The organism is Streptomyces sp. NPDC017940 (assembly GCF_044328435.1).
In the GTDB taxonomy this organism is placed as follows: Bacteria; Actinomycetota; Actinomycetes; order Streptomycetales; family Streptomycetaceae; genus Streptomyces.
The window spans coordinates 227,740-244,551 of the sequence record NZ_JBIRHJ010000009.1 but is presented as its reverse complement, the minus strand read 5'-3'; the positions used below and the strand labels follow the sequence as shown (position 1 = coordinate 244,551).

The 16,812-nt window shown below is 73.9% G+C and carries 14 protein-coding genes; 2 read left to right on the top strand and 12 right to left on the bottom strand.

The window, feature by feature from the left end; genetic code table 11:
* Positions 1-58 precede the first annotated feature (58 nt).
* The 7 genes from pheT to infC all read right to left on the bottom strand — a co-directional run bounded on the left by pheT (position 59) and on the right by infC (position 7,661).
* On the bottom strand, positions 59-2,677 hold the full coding sequence (gene pheT, locus ACH4DX_RS29655) for a phenylalanine--tRNA ligase subunit beta (RefSeq protein WP_398157399.1): 2,619 nt from the start codon (positions 2,675-2,677) through the stop codon (positions 59-61).
* Positions 2,677-3,807 (bottom strand): phenylalanine--tRNA ligase subunit alpha, encoded by a 1,131-nt coding sequence (pheS, locus tag ACH4DX_RS29650; RefSeq protein WP_398121719.1) that lies wholly within the window; start codon positions 3,805-3,807, stop codon positions 2,677-2,679. The genes pheT and pheS overlap by 1 nt, the downstream gene beginning before the upstream one ends.
* Positions 3,808-4,014: 207 nt before the next feature.
* Complete coding sequence (locus ACH4DX_RS29645; protein ID WP_398157398.1) at positions 4,015-5,163, bottom strand: ATP-binding protein; 1,149 nt, start codon at positions 5,161-5,163, stop codon at positions 4,015-4,017.
* A gap of 58 nt (positions 5,164-5,221) precedes the next feature.
* Positions 5,222-6,079, bottom strand: a complete 858-nt coding sequence (locus ACH4DX_RS29640; RefSeq protein ID WP_398121717.1) for a TrmH family RNA methyltransferase — start codon at positions 6,077-6,079, stop codon at positions 5,222-5,224.
* A 124-nt stretch (positions 6,080-6,203) separates the two neighbouring features.
* Positions 6,204-6,587 carry a 50S ribosomal protein L20 gene (gene rplT / locus ACH4DX_RS29635; protein WP_030560335.1) on the bottom strand — a complete coding sequence of 128 codons (384 nt, stop codon included), beginning with the start codon at positions 6,585-6,587 and terminating at the stop codon, positions 6,204-6,206.
* 95 nt (positions 6,588-6,682) lie between these two features.
* Positions 6,683-6,877 (bottom strand): 50S ribosomal protein L35, encoded by a 195-nt coding sequence (rpmI, locus tag ACH4DX_RS29630; protein WP_004944288.1) that lies wholly within the window; start codon positions 6,875-6,877, stop codon positions 6,683-6,685.
* 106 nt (positions 6,878-6,983) lie between these two features.
* Complete coding sequence (infC, locus tag ACH4DX_RS29625) at positions 6,984-7,661, bottom strand: translation initiation factor IF-3 (RefSeq protein WP_398121901.1); 678 nt, start codon at positions 7,659-7,661, stop codon at positions 6,984-6,986.
* 358 nt (positions 7,662-8,019) lie between these two features.
* Between infC and ACH4DX_RS29620 the strand changes: the two genes are divergently transcribed.
* Positions 8,020-8,394, top strand: a complete 375-nt coding sequence (locus ACH4DX_RS29620; protein WP_398121716.1) for a DUF1844 domain-containing protein — start codon at positions 8,020-8,022, stop codon at positions 8,392-8,394.
* Between the two features lie 19 nt (positions 8,395-8,413).
* On the opposite strand, the gene ACH4DX_RS29615 is transcribed toward ACH4DX_RS29620, so the two are convergent.
* From ACH4DX_RS29615 to ACH4DX_RS29605, 3 genes are read right to left on the bottom strand one after another with little or no spacing between them, the layout of a single operon-like run.
* Positions 8,414-9,145: an SseB family protein gene (locus ACH4DX_RS29615; RefSeq protein ID WP_398121715.1), complete on the bottom strand. Its 732-nt coding sequence runs from the start codon at positions 9,143-9,145 to the stop codon at positions 8,414-8,416.
* A 10-nt stretch (positions 9,146-9,155) separates the two neighbouring features.
* Positions 9,156-10,340, bottom strand: coding sequence for a type VII secretion-associated serine protease mycosin (gene mycP, locus ACH4DX_RS29610; RefSeq protein ID WP_398121714.1), 1,185 nt, complete (start codon positions 10,338-10,340; stop codon positions 9,156-9,158).
* A complete protein-coding gene (locus ACH4DX_RS29605) occupies positions 10,337-12,256 on the bottom strand; it encodes a hypothetical protein (protein ID WP_398157397.1) in 1,920 nt (639 codons plus the stop codon). Before ACH4DX_RS29605 ends, mycP begins: the two co-directional genes overlap by 4 nt.
* A gap of 759 nt (positions 12,257-13,015) precedes the next feature.
* Here ACH4DX_RS29605 and ACH4DX_RS29600 point away from each other — a divergent pair.
* On the top strand, positions 13,016-14,218 hold the full coding sequence (locus tag ACH4DX_RS29600) for an amino acid deaminase/aldolase (protein ID WP_398157396.1): 1,203 nt from the start codon (positions 13,016-13,018) through the stop codon (positions 14,216-14,218).
* A 69-nt stretch (positions 14,219-14,287) separates the two neighbouring features.
* Here the strand turns inward: ACH4DX_RS29600 and ACH4DX_RS29595 are convergent, their stop codons facing one another.
* Positions 14,288-15,250: a DUF2510 domain-containing protein gene (locus ACH4DX_RS29595; protein WP_398157395.1), complete on the bottom strand. Its 963-nt coding sequence runs from the start codon at positions 15,248-15,250 to the stop codon at positions 14,288-14,290.
* Positions 15,251-15,346: 96 nt separating this feature from the next.
* Entirely contained in the window at positions 15,347-16,645 is a 1,299-nt protein-coding gene (locus ACH4DX_RS29590; protein ID WP_398157394.1) for a haloacid dehalogenase-like hydrolase, read from the bottom strand.
* Between the last annotated feature and the right edge of the window lie 167 nt (positions 16,646-16,812).

The window sequence follows — 16,812 nt, the reverse complement described above, 5'->3', positions numbered from 1 at the left end:
CGGATGCGCCCCTCACTTGCGTCTCGCGTGCCCGCGGTGTCCCCGCGGGCACCGGGGACTAGGCCCCGCGCAGCACCGCGCCGGTCACCTCGGCGGCGCGCGCCACGGCCGCGTCGCGTGCCGCCGAGGCCTCCTCGACGGTCAGCGTGCGGTCGGCGGCGCGGAAGCGCAGCGCGTACGCGAGCGACTTCTTGCCCTCGCCGAGCTGCTCACCGGTGAAGACGTCGAACAGGCGGATGCCCTCCAGGAGTTCACCGGCGCCGTCGCGCAGAAACGCCTCGACGACGGCCGCGGGCACGTCCTGGTCCACGACCAGCGCGACGTCCTGCGTGGCCACCGGGAAGGTGGAGATGCGCGGCGCCCGCAGCGAGCCCTCGCCCGCCTCGGCGAGGAGGTCGAGGTCGAGCTCCATGGCGCAGGTGCGGGCGGGCAGCCCGAACGCCTTGATGACGCGGGGGTGCAGCTCGCCCGCGTACCCGACGGAGACGATGCCACCGCGGCCGCCGTCGGCACCTTCGGCGCCCTCGGCGTCCTCAGCACGGTCGGCGCCCTCGGCGCCGTCCAGGTAGACGCTCAGCTCGGCGCAGCGCCCCGGGTGCCACGGGCCGTACTGGCCCTGCTGCACGATGAGTTCGGCGCCGGCCTCGCGGGCCACCGTGCGCGCCGACTCGACGGCGTCCGCCCAGTCGGACGGGCGGCCCTTGCCCCACCAGCCGGACTGCTCACGGGCGCCGGTGAGGACGACCGCGACGTGCCGGGGCTGCTCGGGCAGGCTCGCGTCGAGCGCGGCCAGCTCCTCGTCCGTGGGACGGCGGTCCACGGGCGGGGTCGCGGCCTGCGCGGTCTCCTCCGAGTTCGGGTGGAAGACCAGACCGGTCTCGAACAGCGCCAGGTCGTGGCTGCCGCGCCCGTCGTTGCGGCGCAGCGTGGCGAGCAGGCCCGGCAGCAGCGTCGTACGGAGAGCGGGCTCCTCGCCGGACAGCGGGTTGACGAGCTCGACGACGCGGCGGTTCGGGTCGTCCGCGTCGAGGCCGAGCTGGTCGAAGACCTGCTCGGAGACGAACGGGTAGTTCGGCGCCTCGACGTAGCCGGCGCCCGCGAGCGCGCGGCCCACGCGCCGGTGCAGCCGCTGCCGCTCGGTCAGGCCGCGCCCGGCGGGGGGCCGCGGCAGCGTCGAGGGCAGGTTCTCGTACCCCTCGAGGCGGATGACCTCCTCGGCGAGGTCGTTGATCTCGGCGAGGTCGGGGCGCCAGGACGGCACCGTGACGGTCAGGGAGTCCTGCCCGTACACGTCGCAGCCGACCTCCTGAAGACGGCGTACGACGGTCTCGCGGCCGTAGGTGACACCGGCGACCCGGTCGGGGTGGTCGGCGGGCATCGAGATGGTGTGCGGCGCGGAGGGCACGATGACCTCCGTCACACCGGCCTCCGCGGTGCCGCCCGCGAGCAGCACCAGGAGGTCGACGGTGCGCTGCGCGGCGGCGGACGCGGCCTGCGGGTCGACGCCGCGCTCGAAGCGCTTGGCCGCCTCCGAGGACAGCTTGTGCCGGCGCGCGGTGCGGGCCACGGCGACGGGGGCGAAGTGCGCGGCCTCGATGACCACGTCCGTGGTGCCCTGGGACTCGTCCGGCTCCCCGAAGGAGTCGGACGCGGCGACGACGGTGTCGGCGATCTCGGTGTTGGCGCCGCCCATGACGCCCGCGAGGCCGATGGGGCCGCGGTCGTCGGTGATCACCAGGTCCTCGGCGTCGAGGACGCGCTGCGCGCCGTCGAGGGTCGTGAGCTTCTCCCCCTGCTCGGCGCGGCGCACGCCGATGGCGCCCTGGACGCGCGAGCGGTCGTAGGCGTGCAGGGGCTGGCCGAGCTCCAGCATCACGTAGTTGGTGATGTCGACGGCCAGCGAGATCGGGCGCATGCCCGCCTTCTGGAGGCGGCGCATGAGCCAGAGCGGCGAGCGGGCGTCGGGGCGCAGCCCGGTCACGGTGCGCGCGGTGAAGCGGTCGCACCCCGCCGGGTCGCTGATCTGCACCGGGTAGCCGAAGGAGTTCGGCGCCGGTACGTCGAGCAGCGCCGGGTCGCGCAGCGGCAGGCCGTAGGCGGTGGCGGTCTCGCGAGCGACGCCGCGCATCGAGAGGCAGTAGCCGCGGTCGGGCGTGACGGCGATGTCGAGGACCTCGTCGACCAGCTCCAGGAGCTCGATGGCGTCGGTGCCCGCCTCGTGCTCGGGCGGCAGGACGATAATGCCGTCGCCGCCCATCGCGGTGGAGTCGCCCATGCCCAGCTCGTCGCCGGAGCAGATCATGCCGTGCGAGGTCTTGCCGTACGTCTTGCGCGCGGCGATCGCGAAGTCGCCGGGCAGGACCGCGCCGGGCAGGACCACGACGACCTTGTCGCCGACGGCGAAGTTCCGGGCGCCGCAGACGATCTCCTGCGGCTCACCGGTGCCGTTGGCCGTGCCGACGTCGACGGTGCAGAAGCGGATGGGCTTCTTGAAGCCCTCCAGCTCCTCGATGGTGAGGACCTTGCCGACGACGAGGGGGCCCTTGAGGCCCGCGCCGAGCTGTTCGACGGTCTCCACCTCGAGACCTGCCGCGACGAGCTTGGCCTGCACATCGCGGCCGGTCTCGGTGGCGGGGAGGTCGACATACTCCCGCAGCCAGGAAAGCGGGACCCGCATCAGATCTCCATCCCGAACGGCCGGGTGAAGCGCACGTCACCCTCGACCATGTCTCGCATGTCTTCTACGTTGTGGCGGAACATCAGCATCCGCTCGATGCCGAACCCGAAGGCGAACCCGCTGTACTTCTCGGGGTCCACACCGCAGGCCGTCAGGACCTTGGGGTTGACCATGCCGCAGCCGCCGAGCTCGATCCAGCCCTCGGAGGAGCAGGTGCGGCAGGGGCGGTCGGGGTTGCCCACGGACTCGCCACGGCACACGTAGCAGACCATGTCCATCTCGGCGGAGGGCTCGGTGAAGGGGAAGAAGTTCGGCCGGAGCCGGGTCTTCATGCCCTCGCCGCCGAACAGCTCCTGCACCATGTGGTCCAGGGTGCCCTTGAGGTCGGCCATGGTGAGGCCCTCGTCCACGGCGAGCAGCTCGACCTGGTGGAAGACCGGGGTGTGGGTGGCGTCCAGCTCGTCGGTGCGGTACACGCGGCCGGGGCAGATCACGTACACCGGCGGCTCGCGGTCGATGAGCGAGCGGATCTGCACGGGCGAGGTGTGGGTGCGGAGCACGACACCGGAGTCCTCGCCGTCCGCGGCGGCGCCGCCACGGACGAAGAACGTGTCCTGCTCGCCGCGGGCCGGGTGGTCGGGGCCGATGTTCAGGGCGTCGAAGTTGAACCACTCGGACTCGACCTCGGGGCCCTCGGCGACCGCGTAGCCCATGGCCACGAAGATGTCCTCGATGCGCTCCGACAGCGTGGTCAGCGGGTGCCTGGCACCGGCCGGTACGCGGTCGTGGGGCAGCGAGACGTCCACGGCCTCCTCGACCAGGACGCGCGCGTCCCGCTCGGCCTCCAGTTCGCTCTGGCGGGCGGCGAGCGCCTTGTTCACGGCGCCGCGGGCCATGCCCACGCGCTTGCCCGCGTCGGCCTTGGCCTGCGGCGGCAGCGCGCCGATCTCGCGGTTGGCCAGGGCGAGCGGTGAGGTGCCGCCGGTGTGGGCGGTCTTGGCCTCCTGGAGCCGGTCGAGGTCGGCGGCGGCCGCGAAGGCGGCGAGCGCCTCGTCCCGCATGCGCTCGATCTCTTCAGGTTTCAGTGCCTCGACCTCGACAGGGTCGTACGACTTGTTCGGTGCCGACATCTCTTCCCGTGCTTCCGGTTGGCTGGCGGATGGTCCCCGTCAACGAGTCGGAGACGACTGGTCCTGAGAATGTCCCGAAATGGGGGACACAAAGGTGCCAACGACCGAGTCTAACGGGGTGGTGGTAACGGATGGGCCCGCGGGCTGCTCAAGCCTTGGCCGTCACCCGCCACCCTGCCCGACGCGTCGCGGCCCCTCCTTGTTTCATCACTGCAAATACGCCGGAGCCGCCACGGGCAGCGTGAATCGGAACTGGGCGCCGCCGCCCGCCGCGCGGCCCACGGTGATCGTGCCGCCGTGCGCTTCGACGATTCCCTTGACGATGTACAACCCCAGCCCCGTCCCGCCGCGTTTGCTGCCCCGCCAGAAGCGGGTGAAGACGCGGCCCATCGACTCCTCCGGAATGCCGGAACCCTCGTCGCTGACGGTGACCGCGGTGTCGGCCGCCCCCCGCACGCGCAGGGACGGCGAGGGCGCCACGTCGATGGTGACCGTTCCCTCGCCGTGGCGCACCGCGTTTTCCAGGAGGTTGCTCAGCACCTGGTCGATCTTGTCGGGGTCGGCCCAGAGGTCGGGCAGCGGCTGCTGCACCCGTACCAGGAAGCGGTCCGCCTCCTGTCCCGCGGCGACATGGGCCTGGATGTGCCGTCCGACGGCCGCGCCGATGTCGACGGGCTGGCGGCGCAGCTCCAGGCGCCCGGAGTCGATCCGGGAGATGTCGAGCAGTTCGGCGATCAGCCGGGTGACGCGGTTGGCGTCCGCGTCCACGGTCTCCAGCATCAGCCGCTTCTGGTCGTCGGTGAACCGCTCCCACTTGGCGAGCAGCGTCGCCGTGAACCCCTTCACCGACGTCAGCGGCGAGCGCAGCTCGTGGGCGACGGTGGCGATCAGCTCGGCGTGGCTGCGCTCGGTGCGGCGCCGGGCCTCGGTGTCGCGCAGGGAGACGACGAGGCGGCGCAGCGGCCCGGTGGGGCGGGCGCGGACGTAGCGCGCGGAGACGAGGACTTCGCGGCCGCCGGGCAGGAGCAGGTTCCGCTCGGGCTGGGCGACGCGGATGGCGAGTCCGTTGTAGGGGTCGGTGAGCTGCCACCACCGGCGCCCTTCGAGGTCCTCGAGGGGCAGCGCCCGCTCGATGGAGCGGCCGAGGGCGTCGGCGGCGCGGACGGCGGTGATGCGTGCCGCGGCCGCGTTGAAGCAGATGACGCGCCCGCTCTCGTCGGCGACGACGAGGCCGTCGGGCAGGTCGTCCGGGTCGATGCCGAGCTCGGCGGGGCCTGCGCCCGCCGGGCCTGCGGGGCCCGCGGGAGGGCACAGGATGTCCCGTACTCCCGGTGGTCTGCTCGTGCCGACGCTCATGTCCCCTTATCCCCGCCTCTCGGGCCTGGCGCAGTGGGCCTGTGAGCCCGACACACTACTAGCCGGGGGTGACGGAGCGGCACCCTCCGGCGGCGCGCTGTGCACGGGCGGAGGCATAGAGGCATACGGCTGCCGCGGTCGCCAGGTTCAGGCTCTCGGCGCTTCCGTGGATCGGAACGCGCACCACGGCGTCCGCGAGTGCGCGGGTCTCCTCCGGCAGGCCCCAGGCCTCGTTGCCGAAGATCCAGGCCGTCTCGGTGCCCATGGTGCCCTGGTCCAGCTCCGCGTCGAGGTCGTCGTCGCCCGCGCCGTCGGCGGCGAGCACCCGTACGCCCGCGCTCCTCAGCCCGCGTACGGCGTCCTCGACGGGCACGCCCACGGCGACGGGCAGGTGGAAGTGCGAGCCGACCGAGGCGCGTACGGCCTTGGGGTTGTACAGGTCCACGGAGGCGTCGGTGAGCACCACGGCGTCGGCGCCCGCGGCGTCGGCGCACCGCAGCACGGTCCCGGCGTTCCCGGGGTCGCGCACGTGCGCGAGCACGGCGACCAGCTTGGGCCGCCCGGCCAGGATCTCCTCGAACGGCACGTCGAGGAACCGGCAGACCCCGACGAGTCCCTGCGGGGTGACGGTGGTGGAGATGTCGGCGATGACGCTCTCGTCGGCGAGGTGCACACGGGCACCGGCGTCCCGCGCCGCGCCCACGATGTCGGCGTACCGCTCGGCGGCCTCGACGGTCGCGAACAGCTCCACCAGCGTGGGCTGCCCGTCCCCGCGGTGTCCGGCCCCCTCCCGCACGGCCTGCGGGCCCTCGGCGAGGAACAGCCGCTCCTTGCCGCGGAAGTTCCGCCTGCCGAGCCGCCGGGCCGCGCTGACGCGCGGCGAACGCGAGGAGATCAGTTCGGGACCGTGTGCCATCGAGTCGCTTTCAGAGTTCGGGGAGGGGTGCAACGTCGGCCGGCTCGCCGGGGAGGCAAACGTGAGTGGACCCGTAGGCCACCGGGCCTACGGGTCCACTCACATCGCTCGGCTCAGTGCGACGTCACGCGGCCTTCGGGGCGTTGACGTCGGACGGCAGCGCCTTCTGCGCGACCTCGACCAGGGCGGCGAACGCGTTGGCGTCGTTCACGGCCAGCTCGGCGAGGATCTTGCGGTCCACCTCGATGTTGGCGGCGTTCAGACCCTGGATGAAGCGGTTGTAGGTGATGCCGTTGGCGCGGGCAGCGGCGTTGATGCGCTGGATCCACAGCCGACGGAAGTCGCCCTTGCGCTTCTTGCGGTCGTTGTAGTTGTAGACCAGGGAGTGGGTGACCTGCTCCTTGGCCTTGCGGTACAGGCGCGACCGCTGGCCGCGGTAGCCGCTGGCCTGCTCGAGGATCGCCCGACGCTTCTTGTGGGCGTTGACTGCCCGCTTGACGCGTGCCACTTGTTAACTCCTTGTAGCGGGGCCGCGGTGTTCCTCACGCGGCCCGGAAACGTATGGGTCCCGGTCCTGACGTACGGCGCTCGCGCGCCGGCACGTCACTTGCCGAGAAGCTTCTTGATCTTCTTGGCGTCGCCCGGGGCCATCTCGGCGTTGCCGGTGAGGCGACGCGTCAGACGGGACGACTTGTGCTCGAGCAGGTGGCGCTTGCCGGCGCGCTCGCGGAGCACCTTGCCGGAGCCGGTGACCTTGAAGCGCTTGCTGGCACCGCTGTGCGTCTTGTTCTTCGGCATAGCGCCGTTCTCTCCTCGTCGGTGGCACTCCGATGCCCGGTCGTGGAACCGGGCATCCGGGAGCGTCATGGGTGTCGTGTGCGACCCCTGGACTCGCGTCCGGGGATCAGGCCTCGGCGGGAGCCTCGGCCGGGGCCTCGACGGGGGCTTCGGAAAGCTCTTCGCCCTCCGCGAGCTCGTCCTCGGCGGCGTTCTGCGACTTGCCCGGGTTGGCCTTCGCGTCGGCCTTGCGGGCCGCCTGGGCCTCACGGGCCTCGGCCATCGCCTCGGTCTTCTTCTTGTGCGGACCGAGAACCATGATCATGTTCCGGCCGTCCTGCTTCGGGTTCGACTCGATGAACCCGAGGTCCTGGACGTCCTCCGCGAGCCGCTGCAGCAGCCGGAAGCCGAGCTCCGGACGGGACTGCTCGCGACCACGAAACATGATCGTGATCTTGACCTTGTCGCCCTGCTTGAGGAACCGGACGACGTGACCCTTCTTGGTGTCGTAGTCGTGCGGGTCGATCTTCGGCCGGAGCTTCATCTCCTTGATGACCGTGTGCGCCTGGTTCTTGCGCGCCTCACGGGCCTTCATGGCCGACTCGTACTTGAACTTCCCGTAGTCCATGAGCTTGCACACGGGCGGACGGGCGTTCGCCGCGACCTCGACCAGGTCGAGGTCGTACTCCTGCGCAAGCTCCAGGGCCTTGGCAAGCGGAACAATCCCGACCTGCTCGCCGCTGGGGCCGACAAGTCGCACCTCGGGAACGCGAATCCGGTCGTTGATGCGGGGCTCGGCGCTGATGGATCCTCCTCGGTAGCACCACGCGACGGTCTGGCGGACAGCCGCGTTACGTCTGTTGTGACGACCAACGGCACCGGAACACAAAAAATGCCCCGACCGATCACTGAAGGGGCTCCATACACTTACCGGAGCACCTCCGCGGTGATCGCGGGGCGCGCATCCGACGGTCCGCCGCGCTGCGGCGACCGCCTGACCGGTGACCCGCCGCCCCTAGGAGCAGCCAGGTGGGAGATCGGAGCCTCCACTTGTGGGCCGGGCACTTGCGTTGGCACGCGGGTGTCCGGCCGGTCGTTACACAAGGTTAGCAGGTCCTGGGGGGTGGGGCTAACGCGGACGCGGCGGCTCTAGGGTGAGGGGCATGAGTGACACGAGCCCCGCCGCTTCCCCCGCACCCCAGAGCCCCGACTTCGACGCCATGACCCGCGACATCGCGGACGTCCCCGCGGTCGAGGTGATCACCACGGTCGCGGTGCACCTGATGAGCGCGGCGGCGGTGAACCTCGGCCTGGCCGAGGAGGGCGCCGCCCACAAGGACCTGGACGAGGCCCGCAAGCTGATCCACTCGCTCGCCGGCCTCCTGGACGCGAGCGCCACGGAGGTCAGCTCCTTCCACGCGGCTCCGCTGCGGGACGGCCTGAAGTCGTTGCAGCTGGCGTTCCGCGAGGCGTCGGTGGTGCCGGACGAGCCCGGGCAGGGACCCGGCGAGAAGTACACGGGCCCTGTCTTCGGCTGACGGCCCTCCACTCGACGACCTATCCGCGTACGTAAAGGGGCTCGCCCGGTGGCGTCGCCTCGGCCGGCAGGAGTGCCAGGTCGAGGCCGCGCACCAGGCGGGCCCTGAGTGTCTCGTCGGCGGCGAGGGTCTCGGCGACGCGCCGGGCTGCGGGCGCGGGGGCGGCGGCCGGGTCGAGGACCAGGGCGAGGGTGCCGTCGGCCGTGCCGGGGCCGAGGTGGGCGCGGAGCACGGCGGGCTCGGCGGCGACGACCGCGCGTACGGCGGCGACGACGGCCGGGTCCGTGAGCGCGTCGGCGCTGCGGCGGCCCTCGGCGAGGGCGATGAGCGCCGGGCGGTTCAGCTCGTAGGGGACGGGGCCCGCGAGGTCGAGGACGATGGTGTCGGCCTGCTCGTGGGCCGCGGCCTTCAGCGCCTGGTGCAGCGGTACGGCGACGGGGCGGGCCCCGGGGTCCCACAGGGCGAGGGCCGCGGTGGAGGTGAAGGCGGGAAGCGCGGTGCGGTGTCCTGCCTTGAGCGTCGGCACCGCCATGTCACTGGTCTTCTCGCGCCGCAGCCCGTTCTCGTCCTCCTCCACCTCCCCCAGCACGGCGACGACGGGCACGAGGAGGCGGGCGCCCGCGAGTGCTTCGAGGACCGGGCCGTGCGCGGTGCGGTCCTGCTGCCACGCGGCGAGCGCCGCGGCGAGGGCCGGGTCGGCCGATCCGTCGTCGTCGGAGAAGCCGGGGTCGGGAATGTTCTTGTTCGCCACGGCCTCGACCCTAGCGCCGGCGCCCGAACGCTCCTCGCCGCCCCCGCCACAGCACGGCGCCCGCCGCGAGCAGGCCGACGCCGAGCGCGCCCGCCGCGGGGCCCGCCCAGGCGGCGGGTCCGCCGTCGTCGCCGGGGTCGTCGGGTCCCGGCCCGAAGTACTTCTTCGCGTGCGCGGTGGTGCGCAGCGACGACCGCGGCTCGATCCCGCCCGCGCGGGCGAGGGCGGCGACCGGGTCGACGAGGCCGAAGCCCCGGGAGTCGTCGCGGCCGCCCGCGGGGGCGTCCCGCGCGGTGTCCTGGAGGAGCCGCTTGATCTGCGCGGGGTCGAGCCGGGGGTGCGCCGCGCGGACGAGGGCGACCGCGCCGGACACCATGGCGGAGGCGGCGCTGGTGCCCCAGCCCTCGTAGTACTTGCGGTCGGGGTCGGCGATCACCACGTCGTCGCCGGGGGCGCTGACGGTGGCGTACCAGCGGCGGGTGGAGAAGGACGCGCGGACGCCGTCGCTGTCGACGGCCGTGGCGGCGATGACTCCGGGGTACGCGGCCGGGTACGAGATGTGGTCGCCGCGCTCCCCGCCGTTGCCCGCGGAGGCGACGACGACGGCGCCCTTCCTCAGGGCGTACTGCACGGCGGCGTCCTCCGCCGGTTCCGGGTGGGCGGACTTGGAGTCGTCGCCGAGGGAGAGGTTGATGACGTCGGCGCCGTGGTCGGCGGCCCAGCGGATGCCTTCGGCCAGGGCGTTGCCGCGGGTGGAGCGGGCCTTCTTGCGGGCGGGGTCGCCGTCCTCGAGGATCACCCGGACCGGCAGGACGCGTGCTTCGGGCGCGATGCCGAGCACGCCGTCCGCGCGGTTCTCGCCGTGGCCGTGGCCCGCGACGATCCCGGCCATCGCGGTGCCGTGGCGGGCCCAGGACTCGGCGCCCCTGCGGGCGCCGAAGCCGACCATGTCCTTGCCTTCGAGGACGTTGCCCACCAGGTCGGGGTGGGAGGCGTCGACGCCGGTGTCGAGCACGGCGACGGTGACGCCCGCGCCCTTGGTGGTGCGCCAGGCCTGGTCGGTGCCGAGGGCGTCGAGGGCCCACTGCTGGGCGCGGATGCCGTCGTCGGCGCGGGCGGCGGGGGTGGTGGGCGGCAGCGCGAGTGACGTGGCGAGGGCGGTGACGGTGACCGCGGCGGCTCTGCGGATCCTCATGCGGGCTTCTCCGTGGCCGCGGTGACGGTTCTGCGCAGGCTCCGCTCGACGCGGTCGGCGATGCCCTTGGCGTCGTTGCCGAGCCCTGCCTGGGCGGGGGCGGAGGTGGCGCCCACCCGCATGGCCTCGGCCGCGGGCTCCGGTTCGGTGACGGCGCGGCCGTCGGCGAAGCCGGAGACCGCGTACGCGACGACGGGGGCGTCGGGCAGGACGGACAGGGTCCAGGTCGCGCGCTGGGCGTCGCCGAAGCCCGCGGCCGGGGTGCCCGGTGCCGCGTACGGGCGGGGCATCAGGTCCGGGCGGGTGTCGAGGCCCTCCTCGGTGAACCTGCCGCGCAGGGCGTTCATGGCCGCGGCGTCGGCCTTGGTGAACAGCAGGCCCACGGTGGTGACGTGGCTGCTGGTCGCGTCCGCGTACGTGGCGCGCAGCAGCCGCAGGCACCCGGCGGGGGCTAGGGCCTTGCGCAGGAGCGGGTCGAAGGCGTTGCCGCAGCCGCTGTCGGGGGCGACGGCGAGGCGGTTCCAGGTGCGGTCGGCGCCGCCGGGGCCCGCGCCCTCGCCCTTGATCGAGGGCGGGAACAGCTTGTCGACGGGCACGCTGTGCCAGAGCCCGCCCGCCGCCGCGTACGCGCTCCGCGAGCCGCCCGCCGCGTCCGACTCGCCCGTCAGCCAACTCCCGGTCGCCGCGCCGCCGATGAGTCCGAGCCCGAGGACGACACAGGCCGCGGCGGCTGCCACGCGGGGGCGCGCCCAGTCGCCGACGGGGCGCAGCCGGGTGGTGGTGTCGTCGTACAGCGTCGGCCGCGCGAGAAACACGAACGGGCGGCCCGTGCCGGGCCGCGCCGACAGATCGACCCCGCCGACGCCCCGCCGGGCGGCGACGGCCCGGCGCGCGAATGCCCGCACGGGTTCCTGGGGGGTGGCGGTGCGGGGGGTGAACTCGGGGGCGGTCTCGGGGGCGGGGGCGGCCTGGCGGCCGGGTTTGCGTACGGTTTCCGGAGTGGCGGCGGCTTGGCGCTCGGGCGTGCGTACGGCCTCCGGAGTGGCGGCGGCTTGGCGCTCGGGCGTGCGTACGGCCTCCGGAGTAGCGGCAGTCGGGCGCTCGGGCGTGCGCACGGCCTCTGGAGTAGCGGCAGCCGGGCGCTCGGGCGTGCGTACGGTCTCCGGAGTAGCGGCAGTCAGGTGCCCGGGCCCGCGTACGGCCTCCCCAGTAGCGGCAGCCGACCGCTCGGGCCCGCGTACGGTCTCCGGAGTGGCGGCAGTTCCTGGCGTCGGCCCGAGCGTGTGCTCCTGGGCGGAGGCTGCTGCGGCCCTCGGCTCCGGGCTCCTCGGCGCGGCGGCCGCGCGTGCCCTCGGCGCCGTGCCGGACGTCTCTGCGGGCGCCGCGTCAACCGGAGCGGGCGCGCCCGCCGGGCGGGGCGGTACGCCCGGCCGTGGCGGCGGCACCACCGGGGCCTTCGGTGCGGTACGACGCGAAGTCGACGTCAGCGGGCGGGCCTTCGGCGCACCGAGCGGTGGCGTGTCCGGCAGGCGCGCGGAGGCGGGCGGGGGCGGCGGGGAGTCGGGAAGCCGCGCCGAGGCGGGCGGCGGGGCCTCCGCCTCCCCTGCCGGGGCGGCGCGCCTGCCCACTGGCCGCGGCGTCCGCACCCGGTCGAAGGGCGCCAGGAGGTCCGCGACGAGGGAGGACTGCTTGGCGGGGGTATCGGCGGCGGGGCCGTCGGCTACGGGGCTTTCCGCGGCGGGGCTTTCGGCGACGGGGCTTTCGGCGACGGGGCTTTCCACGGCGGAGCTTTCCGCGGCGGAGCTTTCCGCGGCGGGGCTTCCGGCGGCGACGAAGTCGCCGGAGCCTTCCGGGCCACCGGGGTCGGCCACCCCGGCCGGTTCAGCCGCCCCGGCCACTCCGGCCGGTTCAGCCACTCCGGCCAGTTGGGCCGGTACAGCCAGTTGGCCCGGTACAGCCGGTCGAGCCGGTACAGCCGCGCCTATCGCGCCGCCCGGTTCAACACCCTCACCGGGAACACCCCGGTCCACCGCGCGCCCCGCCCCCGCCCCGTCCACGGCGCCCACACCGGCGGAAGCACCCGAAGCACCTCCACCGCCCGGCCCCGCCCCCACCCGCAGAGACCTATCGCCCGGCCCCGCCGAACCCCCGGCGGGCCGCCGCACCCCCTCACCAGAGGTCCACGTCCGGGCCTCGGGAAAGCGCGCGTTGCGGGGCGGAGCCAAGGATGCGGCCGGGGGTGCCAGGACGAAGCCGTCGGCCACCTCCGGGCCGGGTACGGGATCGTCGCCCGTGTCCGCTCCCGGTACGGGAACACCTGCGTCCGCTTCCGGTACGGGAACCCTTACGTCCAGTCCCGGAACGGGGTCACCCGTCCCCGGTCCCGGTGCGGAGTCGACGACGTCGGCGGGGTGACCCGTGGGCGGCGGAGGCGGTGTCCCGGTGCTGTCCAGGGAGGGGTTCGGCACCCGTGGAGGGGTGCCGGGACGTGGGGGGACGGGGGGCCGTCGCGCCTCCGTGCTCATGCACCCCCCGTTCCTCGCGTCGCGCGCTCCCTGCGTGCGCGTCACTCTACGGGCTGGCACGAGGGCCGAGGGAACCCAGCCCGAAGGCCGGGGCGATCTGCCCGGATCATCCCCCTACCCTCGAGTAGCCACGTCTGGCAGGCTGCCGCCATGAGAGGCCGAGCCGCAGACCGGGCCCGCTACGACCGGGCCACAGCGCATCTCGACGCGCCGCTCGCGATCGTCGACTTGGCCGCGTTCGACGCCAACGCGGACGACCTCGTGCGCCGGGCCGCGGGCAAGCCGATCCGGGTGGCGAGCAAGTCCGTGCGCTGCCGGGCGCTCCTGGAGCGGGTGCTGACGCGGGACGGCTTCGCGGGGGTCATGTCGTTTACGCTCGCCGAGTCCCTCTGGCTGGCCCGCTCCGGCTTCGGGGACGTCCTGCTCGCCTATCCGTCGGCCGACCGCGCCGGCTTCGCCGAGCTGGCCGCCGACCCCGAGCTTGCCGCCGCCGTCACCGTGATGGTCGACGACCCGGCGCAGCTGCGGCTGATCGACGACGCGCGGGCGGGCGGCCGCGAAGAGGTGCGGGTGTGCCTGGAGTTGGACACCTCGCTGCGGTTGCTCGGGGGCCGGGTCAGGATCGGGGCGCGGCGCTCGCCGCTGCACGACCCGGCGCAACTCGGCGCCCTGGCCCGGGCCATCGCCCGGCGGCCGGGTTTCTGCCTCGTGGGCGTGATGGCGTACGAAGGTCACGTGGCCGGGGTCGGGGACGCCGTCGAGGGGCGGCCCGGCAGGTCACGGGCGGTGCGGACGATGCAGGCCGCCGCCCGCGGGGAGCTGGCCGCCCGCCGCGCGGCCGCCGTGGCGGCGGTCCGTGCCGCCGCGCCCGGCCTGGAGTTCGTGAACGGCGGCGGGACGGGCAGCGTCCAGTACACCGCGGCGGAGGAGGCGGTGACGGAGATCGCCGCCGGTTCGGGTCTGTTCGTGCCGCGTCTGTTCGACAACTACACCTCGTTCAGCGGACGTCCGGCCGCCCTCTTCGCCCAGCCGGTCGTCCGCAGGCCGGGGCCCGGTGCGGTCACGGTGCTCGGCGGCGGCTATCCCGCGTCGGGTGTCGCGGGCGCCGACCGGTCCCCGGTGCCGTATCTGCCGGACGGGCTGCGGTACGACGCCCAGGAGGGCGCGGGCGAGGTGCAGACCCCGCTGCTCGGGGCGCCCGCGGACGACCTGCGCATCGGTGACAAGGTGTGGTTCCGGCACGCCAAGGCCGGTGAGCTGTGCGAGCGGTTCGAGGCGCTGCACCTGGTGCGCGACGATGTCGTACGGGACGTCGTGCCGACGTACCGGGGCGAGGGCCGCACGTTCCTGTGAGGGGACCGCGGAGCCGGGAGGCCCGTCCGGGCCTGGAGGCCGTCCGGGCCTGGAGGCCCGTCCCGCCGCTCACCGCCCCGGTTCGACGCTGCTCCCCACTCCCCCGCCGGTCACACCGTCCCCGACCGGCCTGATCCCGTCGACGACCTCGTCGATGTCGGAGAGGGGCGGGGCGCCCCGGCCCGCGTCGACGGTGAAGCGGACCCGCACCATCGCCTCGGAGCCGGTGCTCGACGGGAAGGCGAGGGACTGGACGTAGCCGCCCGCGCCCTCTTCGGTGTGCACCCGCCAGCGCACGAAGTAGCCGCTGCGGCCGCCGACCGCCACGGTGCCGGCCTCGACCTGCCGGTGCCGGGCGATGCCGCCGAACGGCTTGCGGCCGATCGAGTCCTCGTCGTACGCGGCGTCCGCGGCGTCGGCGATGTCGGCCTCGGCGAGCTTGCGCGGCGAGCGCTCGTCGCTGCCGGTGACGGTGGCCGACGTGATCGTTCCCCGGCGGCAGCGGCCGGGGTCGCCGGGGCAGTCGTAGGTGTCCGGGGTCCGCAGGGCGAGTTCGTTGCCGACGGTGTCCTCGGCCTTCTCCCAGCCCTTCGGTACGGGCAGCGTGATGCCGTTGAGCTGGTCGACGAGGGTGTCGGGGTCGTCCGTCGACGACGGTGCGGTGGAGGGCCCGGTGGGCTCCGGGGACGCCGTCGACGCCGCGGGGCCCGGCTCGTGCGGATCCGAGGGCACGGGCGCGGGCCCGGCCGTCGGGTCGCCGTCGTCGTCCTTCAGGACGAGGAGACCGGTGACGATGGACGCGATGAGCACGGCCCCCGCGGAGCCCAGGGCGACGGCCTTGGCCCGGCCTCCACCCGTCCGCGCGGGCAGCGGCGCGACCGCGGTGGCGGCGAACTCCGGCCGCGGCCGCGCCGGGTGGACCGTGGCCTCGGGGCCGTGCCGGTGCTCGGTCCACGCGGACCCGTCCCACCAGCGCTGGACGGCGGGGCGGGACGGGTCCGGGTACCAGCCGGGTGGCGGCGGCATGCTCATCCCGGCACTCTAAGGCCTGGGCCGGGGCGCGCGGCGGCCGGTTCGGTCCGCCGCCGGGACGCCCCGGCGGCCGGTTCGGGCCGCCCGGTCGGGCGGTCAGTGCACGGTGTCGCGCTGGTCGGGGACCACCGAGCCGTCCGGGCGCAGGACGGGGCCCTTGCGTCCACCGGGCTCGTTGTACGCGCCGGTCGAGCAGGGGTACGTACCGGACTTCTGCGGCAGTGGCTCGATGAACATGGGGTTCACGATCCAGCGCCCGTCGGCGTTGTCGTAGGCCCGGCACATGAACTCGCTCTTGTTGCGGTTGAGCACGAGGTGGGCGCCCGTCGCGTCGCCGACGAACGTGACGTCGGTGTCGGCGTCACCGCCGCCGACCGCTATCCGCTTGCCCCAGCTCTGCTTGTCCCAGGCCTTCTTGCCCTTGATCCGGTAGATCTCCTGGTTGATGAAGCAGCGCTTCCCGTCGATGTACGGGATGGTCTCGCCCTTGTTGGCCCCGATGCCGCCGCAGCCCTGGTTCCGGGTGGTGATGCGGCCCTCGCGGTCGAGGACGGACCGGATGGCGACGGTGTGCTCGCGGTCGACGCCGACGCCGCGCGCCCACACCTCGGCGACGGGCTCGGAGCCCGCGGAGACGATGTAGACGTCGAATCCGGCCTTCTTCAGGGTGCGGATCAGATCGCGCTGCTGGTCGTAGTAGCGGGCGTAGCCGGGCACGGTGTGGCTGCCGATGGTGCGGGTGGTGCCGACGGGCGCGGCGAGGGCCTCCTTGCGGGCCTTCTTCGCGTACGACTCCACTTCCTCGACAGTGTGTCCGGCGAACAGCTGCGGCACCCAGGCGTACTGGGGGACGGTGCGGCGGTGGTTCCACGTACCGGCGAAGGCGGCGGCGCCGCTCATCGTGGTGCCGTCCTCGCGGATCTGGAGGATCTCGTCCGCGCAGGCGTCGTCCGTGGACGTGGGCAGCGGCCGGCCGACGGGCACCGTGGTGCCGCAGGCCTCGGTGAGGGCGCGGTGGCCCGCGTCCGTCATCCACTTGCTCGACGACTTCCAGCTCTTCGGGCGCAGGATCTTGTCGTGCCGCAGCGCCCAGCTGATGGTGGCGTCGGTGACGTCGTTCTTGGTGATGGTGTTGTCCCAGTCGAAGGCGGCGACCGGGCGCTTCCCGACGTGTGCGAGACGCGGGTTCGAGCAGGTGCCGCGCTCGTCGACGACCTTCTGGAGGCGGGCCCGGTTGTCGCCGTACCAGGAGAGCTTCTTCGACAGCTGCGGGCAGTGGGCGCCGGTGTGCGGCGCGGGCGCGGCCGTGGCGGCGGCCGCGGGGAGCGTGACGGGTCCGGCCACCAGGGTGGCGGCGGAGGCCAACGTCAGCGCCAAAACGTTTCTGTTGCGCATGTGCGTGGACGCTACAGCAGTCCTACGGGGCACTTGAAGCCCCGTACACCGTCTACACGGTGCCTGTTACGCAGGTCAGCCGGGCGCCTCGCGACGCCCGGCTGAGGGGTGGGTGGCCTCCGGCTGCACACCGGCCCGCTGGTGGGCTGCCGCCCTCCTGGTGGGCT